The following is a 13,216-nucleotide window of genomic DNA, read 5'->3' on the forward strand; positions in this document are numbered from 1 at the left end:
CGGCTCCGGTGTTGGAGGGTGTACTCGGCTGTCATGGGGCTGTCTCCAGATTATTGAAGACCGATCCGGCCCGCTGCAGCACACGGGTTGCGGCGACGCTGGGACATCCGTGCATCGAATGCAGGGTTCACATGCACGCGCGCACGCAGTGTCCGTCAACGCCGAACGCCTGCGCGCCGGCATCGCGATCGACTTGTGCGGCCAGCGCCTGGTTGACTCGCGCATGGTTGGCGCACCGCACGGCCGGCGGCATCGACGCGTACGCCGCGTCGCGAATCAACGCGTGGCGGAACGAATAGAACACGCGATCGCGCCGATGCCGCGCGTACATGATCCGTTCTTCGAGCAGCAGCTGCAGGTGCGCATCGAGCGTCGCGCGATCGTGCGGCGAGGCCGCGGCGAGCAGGTGTGCATCCACCTCGAGCCCGATCGTCGCGGCGAGCTGCGCGGTGCCGCGCGCGTCGTCGATCCGGTCGAACGCGCGACCGAGCATTCCGCCGAGACTGAGCGGAAGCGGGCACGGGTCCATCGTCCGCAGCGCCGCGAGCGAGCCGTCCGCGCCGCTCATCGTCAGCTCGCGCGCGATCGCCTCGATGAACAGCGGAATGCCCGCCGTACGACGGACGAGCGGATCGATCCAGGCCGGATCGAGCGCGCCCTGGCCCAGGTGCGCCGACATCAGGCGCCGCGCATCGTCGCGCGGCAGGCGGCGCAATACCAGGCGCTCGGCTGTGCCGCGCCAGCGCGCGAGCCTGGCGGGACGCGACGTGAGCACGATGCAGAGCGCCGCCGCACGCGGCGAGCGCTGCAGGTACGCCAGAAAATCCTCGGTCGAGCGGTCGATCCACTGGACATCCTCGACGACGAGCATCACCGGCGCGCCATTGCCGAGCGACACGATCAATTGCTCGAGCGCATCAAACAGCGCGTCCTGTTCGCACTCGCTCGTCCGCCTCGCCGCTTTCGCATCGCAGGGCAGCCCCAGCCAGGTCGCAAGCGCGACACGGGCCGCCGCTCGATCGCATTCGAGCGCCGCCAGCATCGCGTCGATCGCCGCGCGCGTGATGTCGGCCGGACTGTTGGCGTCGAGCTGCCAATGCGCGCCGATGAACCGCAAGATCGGAAAGAGCGCATGATTCTCCCGCTCCGGCTGGCATCCGCAATGCGCGAACGCGTGGCCCTGTGTCCGCACGGCCTCGCACAGCGCGTGCACGAGGCGCGACTTGCCGATTCCCGCGTCGCCGACGACAAGTCGCGGCGGCACACCGTGCATTGCGCGACGATGACGTGCAAGCGTCTCCTGCCACGCACGCAGCAGTGCATCGAGTTCGCGCGTGCGGCCGATCATCGGTGCCCGCATACCGCCGTCGAGCGAATCGAACGGCGTATCGGCCCGACGCTCGCCGAGCAGTTCATACACTGGCTGTGGCGCGAGGCCCGCCCGGGCCAGCTGCAACGCTGTCGGCCGAAAATCCGCATGCCGTTCGAGCGCGAGCCGCGCATCGTCGCTGATCAGGATCTGCCCGGGCCCGGCCAGCCGCAACAACCGCGACGCAGCGGCCGGCGTCGATCCGCCCGGCCTCTGCGACGCAGGCGCGAGCACCTGCCCGACGTGAATCGCGGCGGCCACTTCGACGCGCCAGCCTTCGCCGCTGTCCGTACAGCCGGCGTCGGCCGGCACCGGCAGCCGCGCGCGCCCGGCCACCCGCACCATGTCCAGCGCCGCACGCGCCGCGCGGCGGGCAGGCCGGTCGATATCGCCTTGCAGGCCGAAATGGAACAGCAGCGTGTCGCCGAGCCGCTCGTCGACCTGCGCGCCATAGCCGACGGCGATATCCCCGCACTTCGTCAGCCATTGCGCCTCATAGCGATCGAGCAGGGCGCCGTGATCGGTGCCCGCATGACGTTGCCGGCCGTCTCCGGCGATCGTCACGCAACAGCACAGCGTGGTGACCTGCCGGTATTCGCCAGCCGTTGTGACCGCCTCACTGCGCGGCATGAACGGCGGCGGGTGCATAGGCCGGCTTGCACGGCCGGCATCGAACGGACCGACCAGCGCGGCGAAATTGAGCATGCGAAACTGCTCGGCGAGTTGGTCGGCCGAGGCGGCACGCTGCGCCGGATGCTTGCTCAACGCACGCCGCAGCACCGAGCCGAGCGGATGCGACGCGATCGCAGGAGGAAGCGCGACATCCACCGCACTGAGCTGCTGATAAAGAACGTCGGCCACGCTGGCGCCCTGCATCACGACTTCGCCCGTCAGGCATTCGATCACGACCAGGCCCCACGCGTACAGGTCGCTTCCGGGCGTCGGCGGTTCGTTGCGCAGTTGCTCGGGCGCGCAGTATGACGGCGAGCCGAGCACCTCGGCCCCGAGAGTCGCGTCCTGGGGCGCGCTATCTGTCGCGCCGGGCAACAGCGCGCCGATCCCGAAATCGAGAAGCTTCGCGTGCGGCCCGTCGTCGGCCATCGCGATCACGATGTTTTGCGGCTTCAGATCCCGGTGGACGACGCCGCGGCGATGCGCGGCTGCAAGCGCATCGAGCACCTCCGTCATCAGCCTTCCCGTGTCGACGGCCGACAGCGGCCCCTCCATCGCAAGCCGGTCGCGCAGGGTCTGGCCGTGCACGTATTCGAATACGGCGAACGGCCGCCCATTGGGTGCTTCCCCCTGGTCCAGCAGCGCCACGATGTTCGGGTGCCGCAGCGCCTCGCACAGACTCGTCTCGCGCCGGAAGCGCATGCGCTGGCGGGCGCGCTCGGCTTCGGTCCACGCGACCTCGTCCCGCATCAGCTTGATCGCGACGTCTTGCCCCGTCTCGCCGCACGTCGCGCGAAACACCACGCCGCTGCCGCCTTCGCCGAGCAGCGCACCGAGCCGGTAATGCCGCTTGCCGGCCAGCACCGCGAACGGCGCGGCAGGCTGCTGCGATTCATGCGCGGGGAGCGCGACGCGTGCGTGTGTCGCGGTCGACAACCCGGGCTGTCGTTCCGCGTTCACGAGCAATGGACGACCGGATCCGGCGCCGGACGAAGCATGCCGATACGCGGCTCGACGCCCGGCACCGACTGGCATTCAAGGCGCTCGCCGCGCATGACGCGGAACGGGAAATCGCCGAAGCGGACGCTGCCGCGCCGCCGCTCGATCAGCTGACTCGCGTCCAGCCCCGGCAGCGCCGCGAACTGGCTCCGGGCGCGATGAATCTGCACGTTGAGATGGGACGTATCGATACCGAGCATGCGCGCCAGCCGGTCGAGTTCGATCCAGCCTTGCGTGGCAGCGTCGTAGCCGGCCTGCATGTCGGCCGAACGTGCGCGGGCGAGCGTGACGAGGCTGTAGTGATGCGCGCGCTCGCCGAGATCGACCACGCCGCCGCGAACATGCAGCAGCGCACGCGCATGCTCTTCGTCCCGGCTGACGAAGAATTCGAGCAATCGGGCCGGCACGGCCGGATCGGCCGGCGCGCGCAGCGTCATCGTCGAGCCGTGGCGCACGAGCGCCACGCGCCACGTGACGTCGCCCGTCGACACTTCATCGCCGTCATGGAGCGCGCGCGGCGGCAACGTGTCGTCGCACAGCCAATCGCCGGCCGGCGACCGGACGATCGTGACCGGCTGCGCGGCGTGGGCGGCCAGGATCTGGCGCGGCGTGAGCACGATCGGGTGCACGGCGCCCCGTACCGGCCACAGCGTATCGGCCGGATCGTCGAGCGACGCGACGCGCCAGGGCGCGACACCCGCCCTGCCGAACCGGATCACGTCGCCTCGCTGCAGCACCGCGTGCTCGCCGTCGCGCAATGGCACGCCCGATACCGACGTGCCGTTGCTGCTGTGATCATGGAGCTCCCATCGGCCGCCGACCCAGCGGATATGGGCATGGACCCGGGACACCGACGCGTCGCGGATGACCGTATCGCAGCGTGCGGCATCGCGGCCGAACACGTGATACGCGCGGAGCAGGCACGCTTGCCCGGAAGAATCGTTCTTGAGTATCGCCATGGCCGCCCCGTATCGAATTCGCCCGGATCGCTCGAGTGACGCGTCGACGCCCGGGAAAGCGATTGATTCAGTGATCGCGAACGATGTGGACCGTTCGCCGCCTCGTTACCAGTTTCTTCGCCAACTTCTTTTCGGATCGTTGCTCATCCGGCGCGTGTCATTTCGGCTAATTGAATGGTCGGTGGTTTTGTTGTTTTAAATTCGAGCAACTTGATTAAAATCCTGCCAAACAAAATCCCGCATCGCAATCGAAATACTCAAATCCCGTTTTGATATTGCAATGCTTTACATTTTCGACGAATCTTCACTTCAAATATAAAGGGTCGAAAATCTTCATCGCCCCGCAACCCATGACAGGCTTACATCGAGCAGAAACACCACATTGAATGACGGGGTGCATTTAAATACCTTTGCTGGCGCGGAAGTTTTGTTTGATCAACAGAAAATAAATCAAACAGTTCAAACTAATTAAATAATGATTTCCGGTGTTTTAGTAGATTGCATTACATGAATTGCCGCAAGGTTCAAGCGTGTCACGGTGATTTTCTCGCGATGTCATCGGCATGCGGATACATGCCGGCACGCGGCTGCCTCACGATCAACGGCCGGCGAAGGCTGCAGAAGCCGGCAATGCATCGACTGTCTGATCGTCGCGGCCGACTCGCCGACGAACCCAGTGAAGCGCATCGACGGCAGTCTCCGCCGCAAGCCACCAGCCTCGCCGCACCATCCAGCCCCAATAAATCCCCTTGACGACCTATCTTTCGATATATATCTTTAGATATGTTTTACGACATATAGGACACGATCATGCGACACAACCTCTCCCGCGGCCATGCCCGATGCGACGGTCATGGTGCGCATGCCCGCCCTGACGGGTTCGCCGGTCTCTGGTACGCAATCGGCCGCCATCGTCGCGGCCACGATCCGTTCGGTGGCGGCCCGTTCGGCGGCCGTGGCGGGCGCGGCGGCTTTGGCGATTTCGGCGACGACGGCATGCCGCGCGGCCGCCAGTTCAGCTCCGACGATCTGCAGTTGCTGCTGCTCGCGCTGGTCGCCGAGCAACCGAGCCACGGCTACGAACTGATCAAGGCGCTCGACACGCGTTCGAACGGTTTCTACAGCCCGAGCCCCGGCATGGTGTATCCGGCGCTCACGTATCTCGAAGAAGTCGGCTTCGTCGCGTCGCAGGCGGAAGGCAACCGCAAGCGCTATGCGCTGACCGACGCCGGCCGCGCGCATCTCGACGCGCAACGCGAGCGCGTCGACACGCTGTTCGCGCGCCTCACGCACCTCGCCCGCAAGATGGAGTTCATGCGCCGCGCGTTCGCCGGGGAATCGGCGGGCAACGAAACGCCGGACGACGCGCAAGCCGGCTGGCTGCCGGAGTTCGTCGAGGCGCGTCTCGCACTCAAGCGCGCGCTGCTGCACAAGAGCGCCGCCGACGCCGACGAACAGCGCCGCATCGCTGCCATCATGCGCCGCGCGACGGCTGAAATCGAAGGGGGCACCGGCGCGTAATCCGCGCCGCCCCTTCAAACCCTAAGGAGAACGGACTGATGCAGAACACATCCGACCGCACCGTGACCCGCGTGCGTCATACCCTCAAGTTCCGCTTGCTGCAGGTCCTGCGCGTGCACACCGTCACGCCGCACCTGCTGCGCGTCACGCTCGGCGGCCCCGATCTCGCGGATTTCGAATCCGCGTCTTTCGACGATCACGTGAAAGTGTTTTTCCCGCCGCCCGGCGCCGAACGGCCGGTGCTGCCGACGCTCGGCGCGAACGGTCCCGAGTTTCCGGAAGGCGAGCCGAAGCCGGTCGCGCGCGACTTCACGCCGCGCCGCTTCGACCGCGCCGCCGGCGAACTCGACCTGGAATTCGTGCTGAACCACCCGGGCCCCGCGTCGCAGTGGGCCGCCCAGGCACGTGTCGGCCAATGGCTCGGCATCGGCGGCCCGCGCGGTTCGTTCGTCGTCCCGACCGGTTTCGACTGGCACCTGCTGATCGGCGACGATACGGCGCTGCCGGCGATCGCGCGGCGTCTCGAGGAATTGCCGGCCGGCGCGCGCGTAGCCGTCGTGATGGAAGTCGCGGATCGCACCGCGCAGATCGCGTTCGACACGCGCGCCGACGTGCATGAAATCTGGCGCTTCCGCGCCGAAGCCGACGCGGCGGACGGCGACGTGCTGCTGAATGCCGTGCGCGACCTGCCGCTGCCGTCGTCCGGCGACGGCTACGTGTGGGCGGCGGGCGAAGCGCTGTCGATGCGCGCGGTCCGCCAGCACCTGACCGGCGAGCGCGGCGTCGACAAGTCGCGCATCCGCGCGGCGGCCTACTGGAAGCGCGGCGCGGCGGCCGTGCACGAAACGCTGGAAGACTGATGGATGCGGGTGCCCGGCAAACGGGTATCCGATTGAGATTGACCGGCCGATGACACAATCGTGGCGTCGGCGCACCAGCGGGCTTGGCACCGCGATCGCGACTGGTATATATCTGTGGGTGCGACGCCGCTGTCGGGCGACAGCCGCCGCAGCCCGCCCAGGAGCGCCCGGTCATGACAAAAGAAAGCCACGCTTCGCCGTTCCTTCGCAACCTGAAGATCGTCGGCTATTGCGGCCTTGCCGCGGTAGTGCTCGCGCTGTTCGTCGCGATGTGCGCGATCCTGAAGGAAAGCGCACTCGACCGCGACGCCGCGCAACACCCGGCCGATACCGCTGAACTGCACGATGCGGGCGCTGGCCCGTCCGCATCGGCCGAATCGGCCAAGACACCCGGCTGACGGCGTCCTGCCCGATCTCCTGCTACTTACGACTTACGGTGCGTGCCGGCGGCCCATCACGGCGGCATGCACCGAATCGCCGAGCCGCTCGAGCAGCGCGATCACGCGTTGCCCGTACAGGTGCGCGGCCAGCGCGCCGGCCGTGCCGACCAGCACGCCGCCCGCCATGTCGAACGGCCAGTGCACGCCCGCATAGATACGCCCCCATGCAATCGCCGCGGCCATCGCGACCATCACGAACCCGGTGAACCGGGTCGTGCCGCCGAGCATCAACCCGACCGCCATGCTCCACGCGAACGTCATGTGATCGCTCGGAAACGAGCTGTCCGGCGCGTGCGGAATCAGCTGCGTGCCGACGCCCGCCATGAACGGGCGCGGCGAGAACCAGAAATGTCCGATGACCTGCGCGAGCACGAGCGCCACGCACACGCCGACGCCGGCTTCGATCGCCTGGCGCCGCGTCGGGCGCGTGCCGAAGATCCAGGTCAGCAGCAGCATCGCGGGCAACGCATAGACGAGCCAGTCGGCGGCGAAGATGGCGAGGCGGGCAACGCCCGGCTGCGGCGCAACCCCGGCGTTGATGGCGGAAAAGAGGGTGAGATTGAGGGTCTGCATGAATCCGGTTGCGTGGGGCGTAAAAAATCGGCCGGTTGCCCGGCCTGATACGAACGATGCTAAGGCGCACCCGCTTAAGCGATGCTTAATAAGACGGCCGCGCGCGACGAAGCCCGCCGCGACGAACGCACTTAGAGCCTGCACTGCAACACAAGTTCACACATTTGTCACATTCCTGCGTGACCGTCTCCCGAAAAGGCTCACCAGGCATCCCGTAAAGACTCACCTTTTTCACATCGTGGCGTCATCGACGCGTGCAACCATCGGGACGCCGGATGCCACCGAGGCCGTTTACCTCATTCATCTCAATATTTACGCGGCGAATGCTGCGAAATCGGCAACAATTAATTCCTAATGCGGCATCGCACAACGGTCACGCACAGGCATAGGATTACGAGCTTACGAGCACTCATCCACGAAGCGATCAACAACAAGGAGTCCGCATGAAACCCAGCGATGTCCGATCGAAAGCGTTTGCGATGCCGTTGACCAGCCCCGCCTTCCCGATGGGCCCTTACCGTTTCGTCGATCGTGAGTTCCTGATCATCACGTATCGCACCGATCCGGACCGTCTCCGCGAAATCGTCCCCGAGCCGCTGCAGGTCACCGAGCCGCTCGTGCATTACGAATTCATCCGCATGGCCGATTCGACCGGCTTCGGCGACTACACCGAAAGCGGTCAGGTGATTCCCGTCGAATACAACGGCCAGCCGGGCGGCTATACGCTCGCGATGTATCTCGACGATCACCCGCCGATCGCCGGCGGCCGCGAACTGTGGGGCTTCCCGAAGAAGCTCGCGTCGCCCACGCTGCACGTGAACACCGACCACCTCCTCGGCACGCTCGACTACGGCAAGGTGCGCGTCGCCACCGGCACGATGGGCTACAAGCACAAGGAACTCGACATCGACGAGCAGACCAAGCGTCTCGCCGGCCCCAATTTCCTGCTGAAGATCATCCCGCACGTCGACGGCACCGCGCGCGTCTGCGAACTGGTGCGCTACTACATGCAGGACATCAAGATGAAGGGCGCGTGGACGGGCCCCGCATCGCTCGAGCTGGCGCCGCACGCGCTCGCGCCCGTGGCCGACCTGCCCGTGCTCGAAATCGTCGAAGCCCGCCACATCGTCGCGGATTTGACACTGGGTCTCGGCGAAGTCGTCTACGATTATCTGGCTCAGTAACACGTCCGCAGTCCTTTCTCCCTGTCAATCCTTTCACCACGGGAATTCGAACATGAGCAACCTGAATGGCAAGACCGCAGTCGTCACGGGCGCCGCGAGCGGCATCGGCAAGGAAATCGCACTCGAACTCGCGAAAGCGGGCGCGGCCGTCGCGATCGCCGACCTGAACCAGGACGGCGCGAACGCGGTCGCCGACGAGATCGTCAAGGCGGGCGGCAAGGCAATCGGCGTCGCAATGGACGTGACGAACGAGGAAGCCGTGAACAGCGGGATCGACAAGGTGGCCGAAACGTTCGGCTCGGTCGACATCCTCGTGTCGAACGCGGGCATCCAGATCGTCAACCCGATCGAGAACTATTCGTTTGCCGACTGGAAGAAGATGCAGGCGATCCACGTCGACGGCGCGTTCCTGACGACCAAGGCCGCGCTGAAGCATATGTACAAGGACGATCGCGGCGGTGTCGTGATCTACATGGGTTCGGTGCACTCGCACGAAGCGTCGCCGCTGAAGTCGGCGTACGTGACGGCCAAGCACGGCCTGCTCGGCCTGGCCCGCGTGCTGGCGAAGGAAGGCGCGAAGCACAATGTGCGCTCGCACGTCGTGTGTCCGGGCTTCGTGCGCACGCCGCTGGTCGACAAGCAGATTCCGGAGCAGGCGAAGGAGCTCGGGATCAGCGAAGAGGAAGTGGTGAAGAAGGTGATGCTCGGCAATACGGTCGACGGCGTGTTCACGACCGTTCAGGACGTCGCGCAGACGGTGCTGTTCCTGTCGGCGTTCCCGAGCGCCGCGCTCACGGGCCAGTCGTTCATCGTCAGCCACGGCTGGTTCATGCAATGAAGCCGCACGCCCGCACCGAAAAGCAGGCCGTCGATGCGGCGGACCTGCATCACGAGGCCGGCGCACCAGCCGCCGCGCGCACGCTGCCGTACGAGACGATCGCGCTCGTGCTGCAAGGCGGCGGCGCGCTCGGCGCGTACCAGGCCGGCGTGTTCGAAGGGCTGCACGAGGCGGGCATCCCGCTCGACTGGATCGCGGGCATCTCGATCGGCGCGCTCAACACCGCGCTGATCGCGGGCAATGCGCCCGAGCATCGGGTCGAGCGGCTGCGCGAGTTCTGGGAAACGATCTGCAAGCCGGCGTTCTTCCCGACGATTCCGGCCGCATTCGAGTTCGCGCTGTTCAACAGCATCGACCAGGTCCGCACGTTCTTCACCGCGTCGCAAGCGGCGAGCGCGATGATGCAGGGCCAGCAGGGCTTCTTCGTGCCGCGCTTCCCGCCGCCGCTGCCGGGCGTGTCGGATCACCCGGAGAAGATCAGCTGGTACGACACGTCGCAACTGCGCGCGACGCTGCTGAAGCTGTGCGATTTCGACCGGATCAATTCGGGCGAAACGCGCGTGTCGGTCGGCGCGGTCAACGTCGGTACCGGCAACTTCGTGTACTTCGACAACTCGCGCATCCGTCTCGCGCCCGAGCATTTCATGGCGTCCGGCGCGCTGCCGCCCGCGTTCCCGCCGGTCGAGATCGACGGCGAGTACTACTGGGACGGCGGTGTGGTGTCGAATACGCCGCTGATGGAAGTGCTTCGCGCACGGCCGCGCCGCGACACGCTCGCGTTCCAGGTCGATCTGTGGAGCGCACGCGGGCCGCTGCCGCGCACGATGGCCGACGTCGCCGAGCGCACGAAGGACGTGCAGTATTCGAGCCGCACGCGTTTCGTCACCGACACGCTGCAGCGCGAACAGCGCTACCGCAACGTGCTGCGCCACGTGCTCGACCAGGTGCCGGAAGCGCAGCGCAAGGCGGATCCGTGGTGCGTCGAGGCCGATGCGATGTCGTGCAGCAAGAAGTACAACATCCAGCACCTGATCTACCAGCAGAAGGCGTACGAGCATCACTACAAGGACTATCAGTTCGGTCTGTCGACGATGCGTGACCACTGGTCCGCGGGTCTCGACGACATCCGCAAGACGCTCGCGGTCAAGGACGGCCTCGCGCTGCCCAACAACGACGCGGGCTTCGTGACGCACGATATTCACCGCAAGCGGTAATGCCGTGTGCGACGGATCGGCGCGATGCATGCGCCGGTCCGTCCTCTTCTCCGTTCAGACATGCCGATTTTCATTGCACTGTTCGCGCTCATCGCTCTCGGATGGGGCGCGGTTCACCTGTTTCACGTCATCGCCGCGCAGTTCGGCCGGCCGGTCGCGATCGCGGCCGCCGTGCTCGCTGCCGCGATCCTGATCGCGCTGGTCGCGTGGTGGATCAAGCGCCGCCGCGATATCGCACCGAATACGAAGGAAGAAGGCTGGACCCACGTCGTGCATCGCGCGTGGGGCGAGTTGCGGGTGTCCGCGACGCAGGGGTTGCTGTGGTTGTCGCACGACGGCGCGGACGGCCGCTATACGCTGTCGCAACTCGATGGCTGTCAGGCCGCACCGATCGGCGGCCGCTGGCATCTCGTCGTGCGCGTGCGCGACGCCGTGCGCAGCGAATGGAAGCTGCCGATGACGGACAAGCGCGATGCGCAGCGCTGGGCACGCGTGCTGACGCTCGCGAAGGACAACCGGCTCTGAAACAGCGCGCGGCCGATATGCACGTGCGCCCGGCACGAGCCGCCGCGCCGGCTGTCCCGTCGTGCGCGCGCTAGCGCGCCTTCAGCGCCCACAACGCATCGAGCACGTGCTGCGTCGCCCGCTCGACCGGCCCCGCCCGATGGGCAATCCCCAGCTCTCGCCACAACGCCGGACGCAACGCCCGCATGACGATGCGTGCGTCGGGTAGCGGCGCACCCGCCTCGTGCGGCAGCAGCGTCGCGCCGTAACCCGCCGCGACCAGGCTCTTGATCGCATCGTTGTAGTTGAGTTCGATCCGCGGCTCCGGCCGATGACCGCCGAGCGCGAACCATTCCGTCGTGAGCCGCGACAGGCGCGTGGTCGCATCGTTGAGAATCAGCGGACGGGCGGCCAGGTAGCCGGGCGTCACGCGCGCCGGAAGCGGCCAGTCCGCCGGCAGAAACGCCATCACCGGATCGCGCCGCCACGCACGGATCGACAGCCCCGCGACCGCCGTCTGCGGCAGCGCCACCAATCCGACATCGAGCGTGCCCTGCGCAATGCGCGCCAGCGTGTCGTGCGACGTGAGCACCGCGATCTGGACATCGATGTCCGGATGCGCATCGCGCAACCGGGCCACCGCCTGCGGCAACAGATGCGCGATCGCCCCGGTCGATGCACCGAGGCGTACGCGCCCGGACAGCCCCTGCACCTGCCGCTGCACATCGTCCAGCGTGGATTCGACCTCGGCCAGCAGGCGGCGCGCCCGTTCCACCAGCACTTCGCCGATCGGCGACGGCCGCACGTTGCCACGCGTACGCGACAGCAACGGCGCGCCGATCCGGCTTTCCAGTTCGGCAATGTGAAGGCTGACGGTCGGCGGCGCGAGATGCAGCCATTGCGCCGCCGCGACAAAGGACCCGTGGTCCGCGATGGCGACCAGCGTGCGCAGGCGGTCCAGGCTGATCTCTCGCATCCTTCACCTCTCGTTCAAGAAAACTGAATCTGGCAGTCAGCAAATTCAACTTTTCCTATTCTAGGTGTTCGGCGGACGATACGGCTTTCCCGACGACCGAACCGAAGGAACGCGACCCTCATGAGCCAGCCCATTGTCTACATCGACGGCGATCAAGGCACGACCGGATTGCTGATCCACGAACGCCTGCGCGGGCGTACCGACCTGCAACTCATCACGCTGCCGGACGCCGAGCGCAAGGATCCCGTGCGGCGCGCCGAAGCGATCAACGCAGCCGACATCGCGATCCTGTGCCTGCCCGACGCGGCCGCGCGCGAGGCGGTCGCCTTCATCCGCAATCCGGCGGTGCGCGTGATCGACGCGAGTTCGGCCCATCGCACGCAGCCGGATTGGGTCTACGGCTTTCCCGAGATGGCCGACGGGCACGCGCAGACGATTGCGCACGCGCGGCGTGTCACCAATCCGGGCTGCTACCCGACCGGTGCGATCGCACTGCTGCGACCCCTGCAACAGGCCGGCCTGCTGCCGCGCGACTACCCGGTAAGCATCCATGCCGTCTCCGGGTACTCGGGCGGCGGACGAGCTGCCGTCGACGCATTCGAGTCGAACGATGCTTCGCAAGCCAAACCGCTACAGGTCTACGGCCTCGCACTCGCGCACAAGCATGTGCCGGAGATCCAGTTGCATGCCGGCCTGACGAGTCGTCCGATGTTCGTGCCGGCCTACGGTGCCTATCGGCAAGGCATCGTGCTCACCGTGCCGATCGAGTTGCGCCTGCTGCCTGCCGGCGTCACCGGTGAACAGTTGCATGCGTGTCTTGCGCACCATTACGCCGGCGCGCGCCACGTCGACGTCACGCCGCTCGCGGAGACGCAAGCGATCACGCATCTCGATCCGCAAGCGCTGAACGGCACGAACGACTTGCGGCTCGGCGTGTTCTTCAATGCCGAACACGGCCAGGTACTGCTGTCCGCCGTGTTCGACAATCTCGGCAAAGGGGCATCCGGCGCAGCGGTGCAGAATCTCGACCTGATGCTCGGCGCGGCAAGCGTGGCGAAAGCGGCGTAAGCCGCGTGCGGGCACTATCGTCGGCCGGCCCCGCACATC

General features: G+C 66.6%; 11 protein-coding genes and 1 pseudogene. 8 read left to right on the top strand and 4 right to left on the bottom strand.

The window, feature by feature from the left end; genetic code table 11:
* Positions 1–136 precede the first annotated feature (136 nt).
* Both CFB34_RS03810 and CFB34_RS03815 read right to left on the bottom strand, forming a co-directional pair.
* Positions 137–2,977, bottom strand: a pseudogene (locus CFB34_RS03810) (TOMM system kinase/cyclase fusion protein); the annotation flags it as partial.
* A 20-nt stretch (positions 2,978–2,997) separates the two neighbouring features.
* The gene (locus tag CFB34_RS03815) at positions 2,998–3,999 is read right to left on the bottom strand and encodes an FHA domain-containing protein (protein WP_089443703.1); all 1,002 of its coding nucleotides are present in this window, start codon (positions 3,997–3,999) and stop codon (positions 2,998–3,000) included.
* An 810-nt stretch (positions 4,000–4,809) separates the two neighbouring features.
* Here CFB34_RS03815 and CFB34_RS03820 point away from each other — a divergent pair.
* The 3 genes from CFB34_RS03820 (at position 4,810) to CFB34_RS03830 (ending at position 6,778) form a co-directional block, all read left to right on the top strand.
* Positions 4,810–5,520 carry a PadR family transcriptional regulator gene (locus CFB34_RS03820; protein ID WP_089443704.1) on the top strand — a complete coding sequence of 237 codons (711 nt, stop codon included), beginning with the start codon at positions 4,810–4,812 and terminating at the stop codon, positions 5,518–5,520.
* Between the two features lie 38 nt (positions 5,521–5,558).
* A complete protein-coding gene (locus CFB34_RS03825) occupies positions 5,559–6,380 on the top strand; it encodes a siderophore-interacting protein (protein ID WP_089443705.1) in 822 nt (273 codons plus the stop codon).
* 173 nt (positions 6,381–6,553) lie between these two features.
* Positions 6,554–6,778 carry a hypothetical protein gene (locus CFB34_RS03830; RefSeq protein WP_089428705.1) on the top strand — a complete coding sequence of 75 codons (225 nt, stop codon included), beginning with the start codon at positions 6,554–6,556 and terminating at the stop codon, positions 6,776–6,778.
* Positions 6,779–6,811: 33 nt separating this feature from the next.
* Here CFB34_RS03830 and CFB34_RS03835 read toward each other — a convergent pair whose 3' ends face one another.
* Positions 6,812–7,393 carry an undecaprenyl-diphosphatase gene (locus CFB34_RS03835; RefSeq protein ID WP_089443706.1) on the bottom strand — a complete coding sequence of 194 codons (582 nt, stop codon included), beginning with the start codon at positions 7,391–7,393 and terminating at the stop codon, positions 6,812–6,814.
* 443 nt (positions 7,394–7,836) lie between these two features.
* On the opposite strand from CFB34_RS03835, the gene CFB34_RS03840 reads away from it, so the two are divergent.
* The 4 genes from CFB34_RS03840 to CFB34_RS03855 are packed head-to-tail and all read left to right on the top strand — an operon-like array spanning position 7,837 to position 11,154.
* Positions 7,837–8,577 (top strand): acetoacetate decarboxylase, encoded by a 741-nt coding sequence (locus tag CFB34_RS03840; RefSeq protein ID WP_021157498.1) that lies wholly within the window; start codon positions 7,837–7,839, stop codon positions 8,575–8,577.
* A 52-nt stretch (positions 8,578–8,629) separates the two neighbouring features.
* Complete coding sequence (locus CFB34_RS03845) at positions 8,630–9,415, top strand: 3-hydroxybutyrate dehydrogenase (protein ID WP_039344578.1); 786 nt, start codon at positions 8,630–8,632, stop codon at positions 9,413–9,415.
* Entirely contained in the window at positions 9,412–10,629 is a 1,218-nt protein-coding gene (locus tag CFB34_RS03850; RefSeq protein WP_179243675.1) for a patatin-like phospholipase family protein, read from the top strand. Before CFB34_RS03845 ends, CFB34_RS03850 begins: the two co-directional genes overlap by 4 nt.
* A 60-nt stretch (positions 10,630–10,689) precedes the next feature.
* A complete protein-coding gene (locus CFB34_RS03855) occupies positions 10,690–11,154 on the top strand; it encodes a hypothetical protein (RefSeq protein ID WP_089443707.1) in 465 nt (154 codons plus the stop codon).
* Positions 11,155–11,224: 70 nt separating this feature from the next.
* Here CFB34_RS03855 and CFB34_RS03860 read toward each other — a convergent pair whose 3' ends face one another.
* Positions 11,225–12,109: a LysR family transcriptional regulator gene (locus CFB34_RS03860; protein WP_089443708.1), complete on the bottom strand. Its 885-nt coding sequence runs from the start codon at positions 12,107–12,109 to the stop codon at positions 11,225–11,227.
* A 120-nt stretch (positions 12,110–12,229) separates the two neighbouring features.
* Here CFB34_RS03860 and argC point away from each other — a divergent pair, with 120 nt between their 5' ends.
* A complete protein-coding gene (gene argC, locus CFB34_RS03865; RefSeq protein WP_089443709.1) occupies positions 12,230–13,177 on the top strand; it encodes an N-acetyl-gamma-glutamyl-phosphate reductase in 948 nt (315 codons plus the stop codon).
* Positions 13,178–13,216 lie beyond the last annotated feature (39 nt).

It is taken from the genome of Burkholderia sp. HI4860 (assembly GCF_002223045.2).
Classification (GTDB): Bacteria; Pseudomonadota; Gammaproteobacteria; order Burkholderiales; family Burkholderiaceae; genus Burkholderia.